The following is a 17,948-nucleotide window of genomic DNA, read 5'->3' on the forward strand; positions in this document are numbered from 1 at the left end:
TCTCACCAGGGAGAAGTATGTCCAACGTAGCTGCGGCGCCGCGGCCCGACGCCATCGACCTGTACCGGATCGAGGCCCTGCGCGACCCCTACCCCCTCTACGCCGAGCTGCGCGGGCATGGGCCGGCCACCTACGAGCCGGAGCGCGGGATCTGGCTCGTGCCCGGCTACGCCGAGGCCGCCGCGGTCCTGCGCGACCACCGCCGCTTCGTGTCCGGCGACGGCGCCACCTACGAGAGCGCACTCGGCCGCACCGAGCGCTATCCGCTGATCGAGACCGACCCGCCGGAACACACCCGCATCCGCCGGGCCGTCCAGCCGCCGTTCGCCCGGGCCGAGATCGAGACGCTGCGGCGGGGGATCGAGGCCGCCGCCACCACGATCGTCGACCAGGCGCTCGCGCAGGGGGAGGTCGACGCCGTCCCGGCACTGGCCCAGCCGATGCCCGACCGCGCGATGGAGATGCTCACCGGCCTCACCCCGCCGAGCTGCCAGGCATTGGTCGACTGGAGCGACGCCGTCGTGCGTGCCCAGGAGCCGGCGGCCGACCCGCGGCACACCGAGCTCCTGCTCGAGGCCCTGACGTGGCTGGGCGAGGACGGCATCCCCGGCCTGCCCGCCCACTGCCTCGGACGGCTGATCATGGACGGCGGCTCCACCGGCGGGCTCGACCCGGAGGGCCCCGAGCGCCTGATGACGCTGGCCTCCATCTGGCTGGCCGGGATCGACTCCACCGGCGCGCTCCTGGGCAACGCGATCGACGCGTTCATCGAGCAGCCGGACCAGTGGGACCTGCTGCGGTCCCGCCCCGACCTCGTCCCGAACGCGGTCGAGGAGCTGCTGCGCTTCGAGGCGCCGTTCCGCGTCTTCTACCGCCGCACCCGCGACGAGGCCGAGGTCGCCGGGGTCGCGATCCCCGCCGGCGCCACGGTCTGCGCGGTCCTGGGGTCGACGGGCCGCGACCCCCGGCAGTTCGCCGACCCGGACCGGCTGGACGTCACCCGGGAGAACGCCCGCACGCACCTCGCGCTCGGCACGTCGATCCACCTGTGCCTCGGCGCCCCGCTGGCGCGGACGGAGGCGACCGCGATGCTCACCGAGCTCACCCGCCGGGTGCGCCGCTTCGAGCGCACCGGCGACGCGGTGCGCAGCCCCAGCGGCACCATGCGCAAGTTCGACGCGCTGCCGGTCCGCCTGGTGGCGGCGTGATGGCGAGCTACGCGAAGGGCCCCCACGACCTCGGCGGCGACTGTCACGCCTGGCTGCTCCCGGAGGGCCGGTGGGGCGAGAGCAACACGGGGCTGGTGCGCGGTGTCGGGGTGTCGCTGCTGGTGGACACGCACTACGACCTCCCGCACACCGCGGAGATGCTCGACGGGTACGCGCCGCTGACCGCGGGCCACCCGATCCGGACCCTGGTGAACACGCACTCCGACGGCGACCACTGGCACGGCAACCAACTGGTCGCCGGCCCCGAGGTGGAGATCGTCGCCTCCGAGGCCGCCGCGGCGCTGATGACCCCGGCCGCGATCACCGAGCTGGCGGGCCTGTCCGCGCGCGACGACCAGCTCGGCGCGTTCAGCCGCTCGATCTCGGGCCACTTCGACCTCACCGGGATCGTCGCCACCCCGCCCACCCGCACCTTCACCGGCGAGCTCGACCTCGACGTCGGCGGGCGCCAGGTGCGGCTCATCCAGGTCGGCCCCGCGCACACCCCGGGCGACGTCCTGGTCCACGTGCCGGACGCCGGCGTCGTCTACACCGGCGACATCCTCTTCATCGGCGGCGCCCCGCTCGTGTGGACGGGTCCGGTCGCGCGGTGCATCGCCGCCTGCGACCGCATCCTCGACCTCACGCTCACCGCGATCGTGCCCGGTCACGGGCCGCTCACCGACAAGGACGGCGTCCGGTGGGTCCGCGACTACCTCGTGTTCGTCGAGCAGGAGGCGACCAAGCGGTTCGAGGCCGGTCTGACCGTCGAGGAGGCCGTCGCGTCGATCGACCTCGGCCGGTTCGCGGTGATGTCCGAGCAGGGCCGCATCGCCGCCAACGTGCTCAACGTCTACGAGGAGCTCGACCCGTCCCGCCCCCGCGCCGACCGCCTGGAGCAGTTCGGCCGCATCGCCGCGTTCGAGCTGGGAGACCCCGCATGAAGATCGCCCGCATCGAGGTCGACGGGGCCCGCCGGGTCGGTGTCGTCGACGGGGACCGGGTCCAGCCGCTCGCGGCCCACGTCACCGTGGAGGAGGTGCTCGCCGCGACGCCGGCCGAGCGCACCGCGCTCGTCGACCGGGCCGCCGACGGCGCGCCGCGTCCGTTGTCGGACATGCGGCTGCTCGCGCCGGTGGCGCCCCCGACCCTGCGCGACCACATCACCTTCGAGGAGCACCTCGAGGGCAGCCTCAAGCTGCTCGGCCGCACGGCACCACCCCCGGAGTGGTACGAGCAGCCCGTCTTCTACTTCTCCAACACCAATGCCGTCATCGGGCCGGACGAGCCGGTCGCGGTGCCGCCGGGGTGCGAGCGGCTCGACTTCGAGCTCGAGCTCGCCGCCGTCATCGGCCGGCCCGGACGGGACCTGACCCCCGAGCAGGCGGGCGACCACATCGCCGGGTACACGCTGTTCAACGACTGGTCCGCCCGTGACCTCATGGCGCCGGTGATCCCCGTGGGCCTCGGTCCGGTCAAGGGCAAGGACTTCGCCAACACCCTCGGACCGTGGATCGTCACCGCCGACGAGCTGGCGCCCTTCCGTCGGGACGACCGGCTGGCGCTGGAGATGCACGCGGAGGTCAACGGCGTCCCGCTGCCGGGCGGCGGGGACACCTCGGCGAGCATGGCGTGGTCGTTCGAGGAGATCGTCGCCTACGCCTCGCGCGGGGCGGAGCTGCGGACCGGTGACGTGCTCGCGTCGGGGACCTGCGGCACGGGCTGCCTGCTCGAGTACTGGGCCCAGGCGGGCGACGCGGCGCCGCCGCCGCTGCGGCCGGGGGACGTCGTCACGCTGGTCGTGGAGGGCATCGGGTCGGTGTCGAACCGCGTCGTCGCGGGTGCCGAGCCGGTGCCCGTGCCGAAGGCCCGGGTCGGGCACGCGCGACGGCCCCGTCCGTGGACGAGTACCTGATCGTGTCGTTCGGCGGTGTCCCCGCTCGGGCCCGAGCGGTGACCATGGTCGTCCACCACCACCACGGCACGGACGGGGACGACCATGCTCAAGCTCTCCCTCGACGCCTGCGCCCGCCAGCAGCTCACGGCGGCGCGCAGCAGCTCGGCCGGGCGCGCCGCCCACACGGTGGTGGGCGGGCACGGCAACGTCATGCGCCAGACGGTCATCGCGCTGACGGGCGGTCGCGAGCTCGGCGAGCACGAGAACCCCGGCGAGGCGACGCTGGTCGTGCTGCACGGCCGGGTGCGGCTCGTGTCGGAGAAGGACTCGTGGGACGGGCGCCGGGGCGACCTGCTCGTCGTGTCCGACGGCCGCCACCGGCTCGAGGCCGTCGAGGACGCAGTGGTCCTGCTGACGGTGGCCAAGCTCGCTCAGAAGTAGCCGTTCGTCGGGAGCGGGGCCCCGGTGACGAGGTGCCGGCCGATGGCGGCCGCCTTGTAGCTCGCCGGGTTGTGCAGCGTGATCGTGCGGATGTTGCGCCAGTGCCGGTCGAGGTTGCGGGCGCGGCTGGACGCCGAGGCCCCGCCGACGTCGAACAGGGTCGTCGCCGCGTCCAGGGCGACGCGGTCGAGGTGCACCTTCACCGACGTGTGCGCGAGCGACGCCGCGAGCAGCAGCTCCTCGGTCGGCTCGCCCTCCGCCCACGCCGCCATCACCGCGTCGATCGCGTCGGCCGCGGTGAGCACCGCCGCCTGCGCGGTCCACGCCGTCGCCGACAGCCGGCCGACGACCTCGTGCAGGATCGGGTCGTCGACGGCCTGCGGCGTGGGCGCGTGCTCGAAGGTGCGGCTGCGCGCGCGGACCACGCCGGCCGCGTCCGTGGCCACCGAGCGCAGGATCCCGGCGACCAGCGCGTGCAGGTAGAGCTGCAGGAACGCGACGTCGCCCGGTGGGCGCGGCTCGAGGCGCGGCCGCGACCCCAGCACGTCGCGGGGCTCGACGGCCACGTCGGTGAACGTCGTCGTGCCGGTGCCCGTCCGGCTCTGGCCCATGCCGTCCCAGTCGTCGACGACGTCCACGCCGGCGCGGTCGGCGGGCACCATCACCGTGGCGACCCGGTCCTCGGGCACCCGGGCCGCGACCGCGATCCAGTCCGCGTAGAGCGTCCCGGTGCTGTAGTACTTCGTGCCGTTGAGGACCAGGCGGCCGTCGACCTCCTCGAGCCGGGTGTCGAACTCGTGCCCGCCCGCCGCGGCCGGGCCGGTCTCGCTGATCGCGTTGCCGAACACCTTCCCGGCGCGGATCTCGTCGAGCCACCGCCGGCGGACGTCCCGGTCGGGGTGGCGCAGGAAGCCGATGACCTGGCTGTAGTGGGTGCGCAGCACGTGGGCGACGATCGGGTCGGCCTCGGCGAGGTCGACGACGAACGCCAGCACCTCCCGCACCGACGCGCCGCGCCCGCCCTCGTCCACCGGCAGCGACAGCGCGCCCAGCCCGGCGCGCGCCACCACGGCCACCTCCCCGAACGGCGAGGCGTCGGTCCGCTCCCGCTCCGCGGCGCCCGCGGCGATCCCGGCGAGCAGCGCGGCGACCTCGGGCTCGGCGGCGGTCCGCGACGCGGGGCTCACGGGACGCGGGACGCGCGCAGCGCCCCGGCCGGGTGGCTCGCGTCCGCCCGCGGTCCCGTGCCGCCCAGCACCTCGCGCAGCGTCCCGCTCGGCGGGGTCTCCGGCATCCGCCCCCGACGGCGCAGCTCCGGGACGACGAGCGTCGCGACCTGCTCGAACGTGCCGGGCGTGACCGCGTAGGCGAGGTTGAACCCGTCGGCGCCGGTCTCGTCGATCCAGCGCTCCATCTCGTCGGCGACGTCGGTCGGCGAGCCCACCGCCACCGGCCCGCGACCACCGACCGCGAGGTGCGCGGCGATCTCGTCGATCGTCCACTCCCGGTCCGGGTCGTCGGTGGTGAACGACGCGAGGGCGGTCTGCCCGGCCTCGGTGTGCACGTGGCGCAGCGGCTCGTCGGGCGGCACATCGGCGAGGTCGAGCCCGGTCCACCCGCCGAACAGCGCCATCGCGCCCTCGCGCGACGCCGCCGCGAGGTAGGACTGGTAGAGCTCCTGCGCCGCCGACGACGTCTCCGCCACCACCGGCGCGAGCTGCACGAAGATCGTCACCGACTCGGGGTCACGGCCCGCCTCGGCGACCGCCGCGCGGATGCCCGCCACCGACTTCGCGACGACACCGGTCGTCGGCCCCGACACGAACACCGCCTCGGCGTGCTTGCCGGCGAACGCCTTGCCGCGCGACGAGGCGCCCGCCTGGAAGATCGTCGGCGTGCGCTGCGGCGAGGGCTCGCAGAGGAACGGACCCGGCACGTCGAACCACGTGCCGTGGTGGGCGACGTCGTGGACCTTCGCCGGGTCGGTGTAGACGCCGCGCTCGACGTCGCGGACCACGGCGTCCTCGTCCCAGGAGGTCTCCCAGAGCTTGTAGCAGACCTCGAGGTACTCCTCGGCCATCGCGTAGCGCTCGTCGTGGGGGAGCTGCCGATTCGATGGTCCGGCTCCGCTGCGCTGCGCGTCCCCCAGCCCCAGGTTCGCCGCCGCGCTGGACAGGTAGCCGGTGACGACGTTCCAGGCGACCCGGCCCTTCGTCAGGTGGTCGAGCGTCGTGAACCGGCGGGCCAGCGCGTACGGGTGCTCGTAGCTCACCGACACCGTCACCCCGAAGCCCAGCCGTGAGGTCGCCGCGGCCAGGGCCGGGACCAGCAGCATCGGGTCACCGAGCGGGACCTGCGCCCCCGCCCGCACCGCCGCGTCCCGCGACCCGCCGTACACGTCGTAGATCCCGAGCACGTCGGCGAGGAACAGCGCGTCGAACCCCGCGTCCTCGAGCGTGCGGGCCAGCCCGATCCAGTGGTCGAGGTCGGTGTAGCGGAACCCCTGGTCGTCGGGGTGGCGCCAGAGCCCCGCCGACTGGTGGCCGGCGCAGTTCATGGCGAAGGCGTTGAGGTGGATTCTCCGCTTGTCGGGGGGCACGGCGTCCTTTCTGTCAGACCACGTCGTCGAACGCCGTCTCGCGCGCGAAGACAGCCGAGAGGATCGTCAGCACCGACACCCCCGCGAAGATCACCACGACGGGCCAGAACGAGCCGGTCGCGCCGACGACGGCCGCGGCGACCAGCGGGGCGAAGCCACCGGCGATCACGGAGCCGATGCCGTAGCCCAGCGAGGCGCCGCTGTAGCGCAGCCGCACGGTGAACAGCTCCGCGAACCACGCCGCCTGCGGGCCGTACATGGCGTCGTGGGTGACGTTGACCGCGAGCACCACGGCCAGCACGACCAGCAGCGTCGACCCGGTGCCGACGGCGAGGAAGAACAGCAGCAGCGTCACGGTGCCGCCGACCGCGCCGACCAGGTAGGGCTTTCGGCGCCCGATGCGGTCGGACAGGATCGCCCACAGCGGGGTCGTCGCGAGGCCCAGCGCCGACGAGATGACCACGCCGAGCAGCCCGGCGCTCGAGCCGCGGCCGAGCTCGCCCGCGATGTAGGTCAGGCCGTAGGTCGTGATGAGGACGAACAGCGCGATCTGCGAGAGGCGCAGGCCGGTGGTCAGCAGCACCTCGCGCGGCGCGGCCCGGAACACCTCGACGACGGGCAGTCGCGCGACCTTGCCCTGCGCGCGGAGCTCGGCGAACTCCGGCGCGTCGGAGATCCGCAGGCGGATGACCAGCCCGACGACCACGAGCACCGCGCTGGCCAGGAACGGCAGGCGCCACCAGCCCTCGACGAACGCGGCGTCGCCGACGGCCGTGCGCACGAGGAAGAACAGTCCGGTGGCGAGCAGCATCCCGGCCGGCGACCCGAGCTGGGTGAAGCTGCCGAAGAACCCGCGCCGTCGCGGCGGGGCGTGCTCGACGGCGAGGATCGCCGCGCCGGCCCACTCGCCGCCGACCGCGAGGCCCTGCAGGATCCGCAGCACCACGAGCAGCACGGGGGCGGCGACGCCGATCGCCGCGAAGGTCGGCAGGACGCCGATCAGCGTGGTGGCGACGCCCATGAGCACGAGCGCGCCGACGAGGACCGTGCGGCGCCCGAGGCGGTCGCCGAGGTGCCCGGCGATCACCGCGCCGATCGGCCGCGCGCCGAACCCGGCGGCGTACGTCGCGAAGGCCGCGAGCGTGCCGGCGGTGGGGCTGATCGAGGGGAAGAACAGCTGGTTGAACACCAGCGCGGTGGCGGTGGCGTAGAGGTAGAAGTCGTACCACTCGATGGTGGTGCCGACGGCGCTGGCGAGGGCGACCCGGCGCGGGGTGCGCGCGGGCGCGACGGGGGACTGGACGGCGGACACACGGGCTCCCGGGACGCGGGGGGACGGGGTGCGGAGGCGTGTGTCAGCGACAGGTGCCGTGGGCGGTGCGCATGAGGTCGACGTGGCGTCGCCGCGTCAGCACCGGCCGGGGGATCACGATCGACGATCGTCGGCGCTGCGGCGAGGCGCCGCAACCGGGGTGTGGCCCCGGCCATGTGCTCCCGTCCGGTGCGTTGCGGCCGGACCGATGGCTGCGGTGAGATGGGTGGATGCGTCGGTGCGCCCTCGAGCCGTTCTGGCCGAGCCGGCGCGTCGTGGAGTTCGACCAGTGGTGTCGCCGGGCCGCGTGAGCGCCCGGGGTCCGTCGACGCACGCCCGTCGCCCGTCCCGACCACCCGCTCGCGCGGCCGGATCGTCGTGTCCACGTCCGACCCGAAGCCGCGGAGGCTCCCCGTGTCCGTCACCGACGAGTACCTGAAGAACAACGAGACCTACGTCCAGCAGTTCCCGGGCGAGCTACCCCTGCCGCCGGCGCGCAAGACCGCCGTCGTGGCCTGCATGGACGCCCGCGTGAACCCCTACGGCGCGCTGGGCCTGCACGAGGGCGACTCGCACGTCATCCGCAACGCCGGCGGCGTCGTCACCGACGACACCATCCGCTCGCTCGCGATCAGCCAGCACCTCCTCGGCACCGAGGAGATCGTGCTCATCCACCACACCGACTGCGGCATGGTGACCTTCACCGACGAGCAGTTCGCCGACATCCTCGAGAAGGAGGCGGGTCAGCGCCCGACCTGGGAGGCGCGCGCGTTCCCCGACCTCGAGGCCGACGTCCGCGACTCGATCAAGCGCATCACCGACAGCCCGTTCGTCAAGAACAAGGGCTCGGTGCGCGGGTTCGTGCTCGACGTCGCCACCGGCAAGCTCAGCGAGGTGCAGTAGCGGGAGCGAGGGACGCCCTCGCTGCGTCCCACGCAGCGACGGCGTCCTCGCCCCCGAACTCCCGACGCCTCAGCGCACCTCGAGCGGCCGGGCGACCAGCGGGCGCCCGACCAGACCGGCGGCGAGCGTGTCGCCGGCCTGCGGGTCGATGAGCAGGAACGACCCGGTGGCGGCGACCTCGTCGTACGGGTCGAGCGGCAGCGGCTCGGAGACCGTCAGCGACGCCTGGCCCATGTCGTTGATGCCGAGCTCGCCCGGGTCCTCGACGACCGACAGGTCCTCGGTGTCGAGGCGGTGGGTCACCGCGCCGACGATCGCCTGCACGGTGCGCGTCCCGTGCTTGAGCAGCAGGCGCGCGCCGGGACGCAGCGGCTTCTCGTGCAGCCACGCGAGGGTCGCGTCGAACTCGGTGACGGGCTCGGGCGCGCCGGCCGCCGCGAGGAGGGCGCCGCGCGCGATCCCCAGGTCGTCGGCCAGGCGCAGGACGACGCTCTGCCCGTCGTGGGCGGCCTCGAGCTCGCCGTCGAAGGTGTCGATGCCCTCGACCCGGGTGCGCTGCCCGTCGGGCAGCACCTCGACCTCGTCGCCGACGCGCACCGTGCCGGCGGCGACCCGCCCGGCGTAGCCGCGGTAGTCGGGGTGCGCCTCGGTGCGGGGGCGCACGACGTACTGCACCGGGAACCGGAACGGCGCCTCGTGGTCGGCGCCCTCGACCGGCACCGACTCGAGGTGGTCGAGCAGCGTCGGGCCCTCGTACCAGGGCGTGTGCTCCGAGCTCAGGACGACGTTGTCGCCCTTCTTCGCCGACAGCGGGATCGCGACGACGGCGTCCTCGGCGTAGCCCAGCGCCTCGGTGAGCCCCGCGAACTCCTTGGCGATGCGCCAGTAGGTGTTCTCGTCGAAGTCGACGAGGTCCATCTTGTTCACCGCGAGCACGAGGCGCGGCACCCGCAGCAGGCCCATCACCGCGACGTGCCGGCGCGTCTGCTCGACGACGCCGTGGCGGGCGTCGACCAGCAGGACAGCCAGCTGTGCGGTCGACGCGCCGGTCACCGTGTTGCGGGTGTACTGCACGTGGCCGGGGGTGTCGGCGAGGACGAACGAGCGCTGCGGCGTCGCGAAGTACCGGTAGGCGACGTCGATGGTGATGCCCTGCTCGCGCTCCGAGCGCAGGCCGTCGACCAGCAGCGACAGGTCGGGATCCCCACCGCCCTGCGTCGCCCGCTCGACGGCCTCCATCTGGTCGGCGAGCACCGACTTGGTGTCGTAGAGCAGCCGCCCGACGAGGGTGGACTTCCCGTCGTCGACGGACCCCGCGGTCGCGAGCTTGAGCAGATCAGCCATGTCAGAAATAGCCCTCTCGCTTGCGGTCCTCCATGGCGGCCTCCGACAGGCGGTCGTCGGCGCGCGTCGCCCCACGCTCGGTGAGGCGGCTCTCGCGGACCTCGGCCAGCACCTCGTCGAGCGTCGACGCCGTCGACTCCACCGCGCCGGTGCAGGAGCCGTCGCCGACGGTGCGGTAGCGCACCGACTTGGTGACGATCTCCTCGCCGTCGCGGGGCCCGCCCCACGGCCCGCTGGTCAGCCACATCCCGTCGCGGGCGAAGACCTCGCGGGTGTGCGCGTAGTAGATCGACGGCAGCTCGACGCCCTCGCGGGCGATGTAGCGCCAGACGTCGAGCTCGGTGAAGTTCGACAGCGGGAACACGCGCACGTGCTCGCCGGGCTTGTGGCGACCGTTGTAGAGGTTCCACAGCTCGGGGCGCTGGCGCGACGGCTCCCACTGCCCGAACGCGGTCCGCAGGCTGAACACCCGCTCCTTGGCCCGCGCGCGCTCCTCGTCGCGGCGCCCGCCACCGAAGACGGCGTCGTGGCGGTGCTCGGCGATGGCGTCGAGCAGCGGCGTGGTCTGCAGGGGGTTGCGGGTGCCGTCGGCGCGCTCGGCCAGGCGCCCGTCGTCGATGTAGTCCTGCACGCGGGCGACCTCGAGGGTCAGCCCGTAGCGCTCGACGACGCGGTCGCGGAACTCGATGACCTCGTCGAAGTTGTGCCCGGTGTCGACGTGCAGCACCGGGAACGGGATCGGCGCGGGCCAGAACGCCTTCGCGGCCAGGTGCACCAGCAGCATCGAGTCCTTGCCGCCGGAGAAGAGGATCACCGGACGGTCGAACTCACCGGCGACCTCGCGGATGACGTGGATGGCCTCGGACTCGAGCGCGTCGAGCTGGTCGGTGGGCGCCGGCAGCGCCGTCGTGTCGAGGCTCATCCGTGCAGCCCGCACTCGGTCTTGGTGAAGCCCGCCCAGCGGCCGCTGCGCGGGTCGGCGCCCGGGGCCGGCTTGGCGGTGCAGGGCGCGCAGCCGATGGACGGGTAGCCCGCGTCCACCAGCGGGTTGACCAGCACCGCGTGCTCGCGGATGTGGTCCTGCATCTGCTCGTCGCTCCAGTGCGCGATCGGGTTGATCTTGACCAGCCCGTGGCGCTCGTCCCAGGTGACCAGGGGAGTGGTGGCCCGGGTCGGGGCCTCGACACGGCGCACGCCGGTGACCCAGGCGTCGTAGTTCGCCAGCGTCTTGCGCAGCGGCTCGACCTTCCGCATGCCGCAGCACGCGCCGGGGTCGGTGGCGAAGAGGTCCTTGCCGTAGGTCGCGTCCTGCTCGGCGACGGTCAGCTCGGGCTCGGCCTGCACGATGCGCACGCCGTAGACCTGCGCGACCGCGTCACGGGTGCCGAGGGTCTCGGCGAAGTGGTAGCCGGTCTCGAGGAACAGCACGTCCACACCGGGGCGGGCGGCGGCGCCGAGCTCGACCAGCACCGCGTCCTGCATGTTCGAGGCGACGATGAGATCGGCGCCGTAGGTCTCGGCGGCCCAGGCCAGGATCTCCCGGGTGAGCTCCTCGTGGCCCACGGCCCCCTCGCGGGCGGCGAAGCGCTCGCCGGCGGCGAGGGCGGCGGTGCGCAGGTCCTCCCGCGTTTCCGTCCCGGATGGTCCAGCTCCGCTTCGCTGCGTGTCCGTACTGGTCATCGCCGGGCCTCCTGTGCGACGGGTGTGACGACGAACGTGCTGCGGCAGTCCGCGCACTCCCAGGCGCCCTGGGGGTCCTCGCGGGGGCGCAGGTCCTGCTCGCCGCAGTAGGGGCAGTACTGGAGGGCCAACCTCATGACAGCTGGGCCTCGTCCGCGCGCACGACCCACTGGGCGAAGCGCTCGCCGTCCTCGCGGTGCTCGACGAAGGTGCGCACGACCCGCTCGACGTAGTCGCCGAGCTCGGCCGAGAGCACCTTGTGGCCGCGCAGCTTGCGGCCGAAGCCGGCGTCGAGGCCGAGGCCGCCGCCCAGGTGCACCTGGAAGCCCGCGGCCGGGTTGCCGTCGGCGTCGTTGATGATCTGGCCCTTGAGCCCGATGTCGGCGACCTGGACCCGCGCGCAGGAGTTCGGGCAGCCGTTGAGGTTGATCGAGATCGGGTGCTCGAGGGTGTCCTGGACGTCGGCGAGGCGCCGGTCCAGCTCCTCGACGAGCTCGCCGGCGCGGTTCTTGGTGTCGACGAACGCGAGCTTGCAGAACTCCAGGCCCGTGCACGCCATCGTCGCCCGGCGCCACGGCGTGGGCCGCGCCGGCAGGCCGAGGTGGTCGAGCGCGGTGGTCAGGCCGTCGAGGTTCGCCGGCGGCACGTCCAGGACCAGGATCTTCTGGTACGGCGTGAGGCGCACCCGCGTCGACCCGGCCTCCTCGGCGGCCTTCGCGACGCCGACGAGCGTCGAGCCGCTGGTGCGCCCGGCCGGCGGGGCGACGCCGACGTAGTGGTTGCCGTCGACCTGCTGGTGGACGCCGACGTGGTCGATGATCCCGGCGATCTCCTCGGGCGCGGGGCCGTCGACCAGCTTGCGGTCGAGGTACTCGTCCTCGAGGACCTGGCGGAACTTCTCCGGGCCCCAGTCGGCGATGAGGAACTTGATCCGCGCGCGGGTGCGCAGCCGCCGGTAGCCGTAGTCGCGGAACACCGAGGTGACGCCGTGCCAGACGTCGGCGACCTCGTCGAGCGGCACCCACGCCCCGAGCCGCACCGCGAGCTTCGGGTTGGTCGACAGGCCGCCGCCGACCTGGAGGTCGAAGCCGGGGCCGTGCTCGGGGTGCACGACGCCGACGAAGCTGACGTCGTTGACCTCGTGCGCGACGTCCTGCTGCCCGGAGATCGCGGTCTTGAACTTGCGGGGCAGGTTCGCGAGCGACCGGTCGCCGATGAAGCGCTCGACGATCTCCTCGATGGCCGGCGTGCCGTCGATGATCTCGTCGGCGCTGATGCCCGCCACGGGCGAGCCGAGCACGACGCGCGGGCAGTCGCCGCAGGCCTCGGTGGTGGAGAGCCCGACGGCCTCGAGGCGGCGCCAGATCTCCGGCACGTCCTCGACGCGGACCCAGTGCAGCTGGACGTTCTCGCGGTCGGTGACGTCGGCGGTGTCGCGGGCGAAGGTCTGGGAGATCTCGCCGATGACCCGCAGCTGCTCGGTGGTCAGCCCGCCGCCGTCGACGCGCACGCGCATCATGAAGTGCGGCGCGTCGAGCAGCTCCTCGTCGACGTGCCCGGTGTCGGTGCCCGGGAAGCCCTCGGCGCGCTGGGTGTAGAGCCCCATCCACCGGAAGCGACCGCGCAGGTCGGCGGGGTCGATCGAGTCGAAGCCGCGGTGGGCGTAGATGTTCTCGATGCGCGCACGCACGTTGAGCGGGTGGTCGTCCTTCTTGGACTGCTCGTTCTTGTTGAGCGGCTCCCGGTAGCCCAGGGCCCACTGCCCCTCGGCCTTGCCCTTGCGCGCCCGCGCGGGCCTCGGCTTCGGTGGCACGTCCTCGGTGGCCCCGGGGTGCCGCAGCGGGGTGGTCTCCGCGTACGACTCCTCCGAGGTGCGGGCGTTCTCGGACGAGGGGGCGCCAGAACGAGCGACCATGACGGGGCGGTTCCTCCGGGGGTGCGCGGACACGCGCGACCGCGGAGCAGGGCTCGCCAGACGCGCGCGTGCCCGCTCGGGTGGTGGTGGCGGGACGCGGTCAGCGTCGGCAGAGAGCGCTCGCGAGGCGCACGAGGTCGACGTGGAGTCGGCTCACCAGGAGCAGGCCCGTCGCACGCACGATCTCCAGCCTGCCACGAGCAGGGGGCGCTTTTCCACGTGATGCTCGCGCTACTCGGCGAACGGGACCGCGGCGGGGGTGGCGTCGACCGTCCCGGCGGGGTGGGACCACAACCCGCGACGGGCGAGCTCGGGCAGCACGCCCTCGCCGACCCAGTACGCCTCCTCGAGATGCGGGTGCCCCGAGAGGACGAACTCGGTGACGCCGAGGTCGTAGTACTCCTGGATGCGGTCGGCGACCTCGGTGTGGCTGCCGACGAGCGCGGTGCCCGCGCCGCCGCGCACGAGGCCGACGCCGGCCCACAGGTTGGGCGCGACCTCGAGGTCCGCCGCGGTCTTCCTGCCCCCCGCGTGCAGGGCCCGCATCCGCTGCTGGCCCTCGGACTCGCTCTTCGACAGCCCCGCCTGGACCTTCTCGATCATCTCGTCGGGGATGCCCGCGAGGAACTGCTCGGCCTGGGCCCACGCGGCGTCGGAGGTGTCGCGGGTGATGACGTGCAGGCGGATACCGAAGCGGACCTCGCGGCCCTGCGCGGCGGCGAGCCCGCGGACCCACTCGATCTTCTCGCGCACCTGCGCGGGTGGCTCGCCCCAGGTCAGGTACACGTCGACGTGCGCGGCGGCCACCTCGCCGGCCTTGGGCGACGAGCCGCCGAAGTAGATCGGCGGCACCGGGTCGGGCACGCGGGTCAGCGCCGCGGACTCCACGTGCACCTGCTCGCCGCGGCGGGTCACCGTCTCGCCCGCCCACAGCCGGCGCACGACGTCCAGGAACTCCCCGGTGCGCACGTAGCGGTCGTCCTTGCCGAGGAAGTCGCCGTAGGCACGCTGCTCGGCGGGCTCGCCGCCGGTGACGACGTTGAGCAGCAGCCGACCCTGCGAGTGCCGCTGGAAGGTGGCGGCCTGCTGGGCGGCGAGCGTGGGGGAGAGGACCCCGGGGCGGAAGGCGACGAGGAACTTCAGCCGCTCGGACTCGCCGGCCAGCATCGCCGTGGTCAGCCAGGCGTCCTCGCACCAGGCGCCGGTGGGCGTGAGCGCGCCCTCGAAGCCGACGGTCTCGGCGGCGCGCGCGATCTGGGCGAGGTAGCCGAGGTCGGCGGGGCGCGCGGCGCCGGCGGCCCGGGTCGTCACGCCGTGACCGCCGCCGACGAGGCCGCGGGAGTCGCCGTAGGTGGGCAGGAACCAGTGGGCGGTGAGGCTCATGGGACTCCTAGAGCGTTTCCAGTGGCCGCGCGCGCAGGGCGGCGACGGTGCTGACGACGCCGGCGAGCGCGAGGTAGCCCGCGGCGAGCCAGGGCGTGCCGCCGCCCGCGGCGAGCAGCGAGGTGAGGATCAGCGGCGTCAGCCCGGAGGCGTAGATGCCGCCGCCCTGGAAGGCCAGGGACATGCCGGTGTAGCGGGTGCGGGTGGGGAAGACCTCGGCGAACAGCGTCGACTCCGCGCCGCTGCACAGGCCGTAGGACAGGCCGAGCATGACGACGAGCACGGCGGTGACGGCGACGATCGACCCCGTCCCGAGCAGGGCGAACGCGGGGAACACCCCGACGACGAGCACGACGCACCCGGCCGCGAAGACTCTGCCGCGCCCGATCCGGTCGCCCCACGCCCCGGCGAGCGGGACGACGAGCGCGCTCACGACGGCGGCGACGGTGACGGCGACGAGGACCTCGGTGCGCGGCATCTTCAGCGTCGCCACCGTGTAGGTCAGGACGAAGACGCCCCAGGTGTTGAACGAGGCGCCCTCGGCCCACCGCGCGAGCAGGGTCCAGCCGAGGTTGCGGCGCGACGGCGGGTCACGCAGGACGTCGACGGCCGGGACGCGCGAGACCTCGGCCGCGGCCTGCAGGCGCCGGAACGCCGGGGTCTCCATGACGGCCAGGCGCACGACGAGGCCGACGGCGACGAGCACGAGGCTCGCGATGAACGCGACCCGCCAGCCCCAGGACAGGAAGGCGGCGTCGTCCATCACCAGCCCGAGCAGCGCGAACACCCCGGTGCCCAGCGCCAGGCCCAGGCCCAGCCCGATCTGCGGCGTCGCGCCGTAGAGGCCCCGCTTGCCGTCCGGGGCGTACTCGACGGCCATGAGCACGGCGCCGCCCCACTCGCCGCCGATCGCGATGCCCTGGACGACCCGCAGGACGACCAGCAGGATCGGGGCGACGACCCCGATCGCGGCGTAGCTCGGCAGGAAGCCGATGGCGGCGGTGGCGATCCCGGTCAGCGCCATCGTGACGATCAGCGTCTCGCGCCGGCCGACGCGGTCGCCGATGTGGCCGAAGATCAGACCGCCGATGGGCCGGGCGACGAAGCCGATCGCGAACGTCGCGAACGACAGCAGCGTCGCCACCGTCGGGTCGCCGTCCCCGTAGAACAGCCGCGGGAAGACGATCCCCGCGGCGGTGGCGAAGAGGAAGAAGTCGTACCACTCGATCGTGGTGCCGATGAGGCTCGCGAGGAGCACCGTGCGCGGGCTGGTGCTGTCCTGCTGCTCGATCTCGGGCGCGGCGGTGGTCATGCGTGTCCTCTGCGGTGGCGTGCGGGCGGGGCTCAGCACGCCGGGCAGAGGGCGCTCGCCAGCCGGCCGAGATCCACGTGACGACGCGTCACGAGGAGCAGGCGGAGGGCGGGCACGTCGTCGACGGTGCCATCCGCGTCCCGGCGTCTCCACCCGGAACGGTGCCGGGGTGACCTTCGCCCCAGGGGGATGGCGCCGGTCGGTGCGGGCGTCCTCGGGCGGGTCGTCGTCGAGCGCAGAATGGGGGCGTGCCCTCCGTTCCCCCCTCCGGCGAGCCCGCGCCCCCGGACGGCGCGCTGCCGCCCGCCGCGCTGGCCGGGCTCGGCACGCGGCCGTTCGGGGTGTACGTGCACGTCCCGTTCTGCGCGACGCGCTGCGGCTACTGCGACTTCAACACCTACACGGCCAGTGACCTGGGGCTCTCCGGTGCCGACGACCCGGCCTCGCCGGCGTCCTGGCTGGAGGGGCTGCGCCGCGAGCTGGACCTCGCGGCCCGCGTCCTCGGGACACCGCCGCCCGCCGACACCGTCTTCCTCGGCGGCGGCACCCCCTCGCTGCTCGGCGCCGAGGGGCTGGTCGCGGTGCTCGACGCCGTGCGGTCGTCCTTCGGTCTGCGGCCCGGCGCCGAGGTGACCACCGAGGCCAACCCGGAGTCGACCAGCCCCGAGCTGTTGGGCGCGATCGCCGACGCCGGCTACACCCGGCTGTCGCTCGGGATGCAGTCGGACGTCGACCACGTGCTCGCGGTGCTCGACCGGCGCCACACGCCGGGGGCGGCGGTGCGCGTCGCGGGGGAGGCCCTGGCGGCCGGGCTGCGCCACGTCAACCTCGACCTCATCTACGGCACGCCGACCGAGACCGACGACGACCTGCGCCGCTCGCTCGACGCCGTCCTCGCCTCCGGCGCCGACCACGTCTCGGCGTACTCACTGATCGTCGAGGAGGGCACGGCGTTGGCCCGGCGGGTGGCGCGCGGCGAGCTGCCGATGCCCGACGACGACGTGCTCGCCGACCGCTACGAGATCGTCGACGACGTCCTCACCGCCGCGGGTCTCGGCTGGTACGAGGTGTCGAACTGGGCGCGCGACGCCGACGCCCGCTGCCGGCACAACCTCGGCTACTGGGGCGGCGGCGACTGGTGGGGCGCCGGGCCGGGCGCGCACTCGCACGTCGGCGGCACGCGCTGGTGGAACGTCCGCCACCCCGCGCGGTACTCGGCGGCGCTGGCGGCGGGGCGCTCGCCGGCCGAGGCGCGGGAGCTGGTGACGCCCGACGAGGCGCACCTCGAGCAGGTGCTGCTCGAGCTGCGCACGGCCGACGGGCTCTCGGCGTCGGTGCTGGACGGTGCCGGGCGCGCCGCCGCGGACGAGGCCGCCCGCGAGGGCCTGCTGGCGTCGTCGGACTGGGCCCGCGGCCGCGCGGTGCTCACCCGCCGCGGGCGCCTGCTCGCCGACGGCGTGGCGATCTCCCTGGCGGGGGCCTGAGGGGCCTTCGGCGCTCGACCGGCACCTCGCGCATGATCGAGAGGCGGCGCGGCCTGCCGAACGTGCCGCTCGTGGGCGGGCGCGCAGCATGATCGCTGCGGGTGCTCCGTCGACCCTCTGTGAGCCGGTGGGTGGAGCACCGGGAGCGATCACCGCGACCTCGCCGTCGCGGAGGTCGATGAAGCTCACTCGGCCTCGTCGACCAGGGACCGAGCCAGCGCCTGGCCCTTGTCCGTGATCTGCAGCCAGCAGGCGTCGCCGGCGTGGAGCGGCGCCTCCGGCACGTCCCACTCGGTTCGGATGCGTGCGACGGCGGCCTCCGGCTCGAGGCGCCATGGCTCGAAGCCCGACGGACCGAGGTCGCCGACCACGAAGAGCCCGGCCTCCAGGAGAGCGGCGATGACGCCGAGCGTCTGCTCACGGAGCTCGACGGGGCCGACGTCTCCCACCTCGTCGCTCACGTACTGACG

Annotated in this window: 19 protein-coding genes; 6 read left to right on the forward strand and 13 right to left on the reverse strand. The window is 74.0% G+C overall.

From position 1 onward, the window contains the following. Nucleotides 1–17 precede the first annotated feature (17 nt). The 4 genes from PGB27_RS17180 (at nt 18) to PGB27_RS17195 (ending at nt 3,546) form a co-directional block, all read left to right on the forward strand. Nucleotides 18–1,208 (forward strand): cytochrome P450, encoded by a 1,191-nt coding sequence (locus PGB27_RS17180; protein ID WP_274201604.1) that lies wholly within the window; start codon nt 18–20, stop codon nt 1,206–1,208. After that, entirely contained in the window at nt 1,208–2,152 is a 945-nt protein-coding gene (locus tag PGB27_RS17185; protein WP_274201605.1) for an MBL fold metallo-hydrolase, read from the forward strand. Before PGB27_RS17180 ends, PGB27_RS17185 begins: the two co-directional genes overlap by 1 nt. Then, a complete protein-coding gene (locus PGB27_RS17190; protein ID WP_274201606.1) occupies nt 2,149–3,123 on the forward strand; it encodes a fumarylacetoacetate hydrolase family protein in 975 nt (324 codons plus the stop codon). Before PGB27_RS17185 ends, PGB27_RS17190 begins: the two co-directional genes overlap by 4 nt. A gap of 84 nt (nt 3,124–3,207) precedes the next feature. Continuing rightward, nucleotides 3,208–3,546: a cupin domain-containing protein gene (locus PGB27_RS17195; protein WP_274201607.1), complete on the forward strand. Its 339-nt coding sequence runs from the start codon at nt 3,208–3,210 to the stop codon at nt 3,544–3,546. On the opposite strand, the gene PGB27_RS17200 is transcribed toward PGB27_RS17195, so the two are convergent. The 3 genes from PGB27_RS17200 to PGB27_RS17210 are packed head-to-tail and all read right to left on the reverse strand — an operon-like array spanning nt 3,537 to nt 7,457. Further along, nucleotides 3,537–4,733: an acyl-CoA dehydrogenase family protein gene (locus PGB27_RS17200; protein WP_274201608.1), complete on the reverse strand. Its 1,197-nt coding sequence runs from the start codon at nt 4,731–4,733 to the stop codon at nt 3,537–3,539. The two genes, PGB27_RS17195 and PGB27_RS17200, sit on opposite strands and share 10 nt — an antisense overlap. After that, the gene (locus PGB27_RS17205; RefSeq protein ID WP_274201609.1) at nt 4,730–6,145 is read right to left on the reverse strand and encodes an LLM class flavin-dependent oxidoreductase; all 1,416 of its coding nucleotides are present in this window, start codon (nt 6,143–6,145) and stop codon (nt 4,730–4,732) included. The genes PGB27_RS17200 and PGB27_RS17205 overlap by 4 nt, the downstream gene beginning before the upstream one ends. Nucleotides 6,146–6,158: 13 nt before the next feature. After that, nucleotides 6,159–7,457 carry an MFS transporter gene (locus PGB27_RS17210; protein ID WP_274201610.1) on the reverse strand — a complete coding sequence of 433 codons (1,299 nt, stop codon included), beginning with the start codon at nt 7,455–7,457 and terminating at the stop codon, nt 6,159–6,161. 414 nt (nt 7,458–7,871) lie between these two features. Here PGB27_RS17210 and PGB27_RS17215 point away from each other — a divergent pair, with 414 nt between their 5' ends. Beyond that, nucleotides 7,872–8,360, forward strand: coding sequence for a beta-class carbonic anhydrase (locus PGB27_RS17215; protein WP_274201611.1), 489 nt, complete (start codon nt 7,872–7,874; stop codon nt 8,358–8,360). Between the two features lie 69 nt (nt 8,361–8,429). Here the strand turns inward: PGB27_RS17215 and PGB27_RS17220 are convergent, their stop codons facing one another. The 9 genes from PGB27_RS17220 to PGB27_RS29455 all read right to left on the reverse strand — a co-directional run bounded on the left by PGB27_RS17220 (nt 8,430) and on the right by PGB27_RS29455 (nt 16,347). Continuing rightward, entirely contained in the window at nt 8,430–9,704 is a 1,275-nt protein-coding gene (locus PGB27_RS17220; protein WP_274201612.1) for a sulfate adenylyltransferase subunit 1, read from the reverse strand. 1 nt (nt 9,705) lies between these two features. Beyond that, complete coding sequence (gene cysD, locus PGB27_RS17225; RefSeq protein WP_274201613.1) at nt 9,706–10,626, reverse strand: sulfate adenylyltransferase subunit CysD; 921 nt, start codon at nt 10,624–10,626, stop codon at nt 9,706–9,708. Next, complete coding sequence (locus tag PGB27_RS17230; RefSeq protein WP_274201614.1) at nt 10,623–11,384, reverse strand: phosphoadenylyl-sulfate reductase; 762 nt, start codon at nt 11,382–11,384, stop codon at nt 10,623–10,625. Before PGB27_RS17230 ends, cysD begins: the two co-directional genes overlap by 4 nt. After that, on the reverse strand, nt 11,381–11,521 hold the full coding sequence (locus PGB27_RS17235) for an Insertion element protein (RefSeq protein ID WP_274201615.1): 141 nt from the start codon (nt 11,519–11,521) through the stop codon (nt 11,381–11,383). Before PGB27_RS17235 ends, PGB27_RS17230 begins: the two co-directional genes overlap by 4 nt. Continuing rightward, nucleotides 11,518–13,299: a nitrite/sulfite reductase gene (locus PGB27_RS17240; protein WP_274201616.1), complete on the reverse strand. Its 1,782-nt coding sequence runs from the start codon at nt 13,297–13,299 to the stop codon at nt 11,518–11,520. The genes PGB27_RS17235 and PGB27_RS17240 overlap by 4 nt, the downstream gene beginning before the upstream one ends. Nucleotides 13,300–13,399: 100 nt before the next feature. Beyond that, the gene (locus PGB27_RS29450) at nt 13,400–13,591 is read right to left on the reverse strand and encodes a putative leader peptide (RefSeq protein WP_408630086.1); all 192 of its coding nucleotides are present in this window, start codon (nt 13,589–13,591) and stop codon (nt 13,400–13,402) included. Then, nucleotides 13,531–14,682 carry an LLM class flavin-dependent oxidoreductase gene (locus PGB27_RS17245; RefSeq protein WP_274201617.1) on the reverse strand — a complete coding sequence of 384 codons (1,152 nt, stop codon included), beginning with the start codon at nt 14,680–14,682 and terminating at the stop codon, nt 13,531–13,533. Before PGB27_RS17245 ends, PGB27_RS29450 begins: the two co-directional genes overlap by 61 nt. Before the next feature lie 7 nt (nt 14,683–14,689). Next, complete coding sequence (locus tag PGB27_RS17250) at nt 14,690–15,994, reverse strand: MFS transporter (protein ID WP_274201618.1); 1,305 nt, start codon at nt 15,992–15,994, stop codon at nt 14,690–14,692. 32 nt (nt 15,995–16,026) lie between these two features. Next, entirely contained in the window at nt 16,027–16,347 is a 321-nt protein-coding gene (locus PGB27_RS29455; protein ID WP_408630087.1) for a putative leader peptide, read from the reverse strand. Here PGB27_RS29455 and hemW point away from each other — a divergent pair. Continuing rightward, on the forward strand, nt 16,243–17,478 hold the full coding sequence (gene hemW / locus PGB27_RS17255; protein WP_274201619.1) for a radical SAM family heme chaperone HemW: 1,236 nt from the start codon (nt 16,243–16,245) through the stop codon (nt 17,476–17,478). The two genes, PGB27_RS29455 and hemW, sit on opposite strands and share 105 nt — an antisense overlap. Nucleotides 17,479–17,663: 185 nt before the next feature. Here the strand turns inward: hemW and PGB27_RS17260 are convergent, their stop codons facing one another. Continuing rightward, complete coding sequence (locus PGB27_RS17260; RefSeq protein ID WP_274201620.1) at nt 17,664–17,939, reverse strand: hypothetical protein; 276 nt, start codon at nt 17,937–17,939, stop codon at nt 17,664–17,666. Between the last annotated feature and the right edge of the window lie 9 nt (nt 17,940–17,948).

This window comes from Actinomycetospora lemnae (genome assembly GCF_028737315.1).
In the GTDB taxonomy this organism is placed as follows: Bacteria; Actinomycetota; Actinomycetes; order Mycobacteriales; family Pseudonocardiaceae; genus Actinomycetospora; species Actinomycetospora lemnae.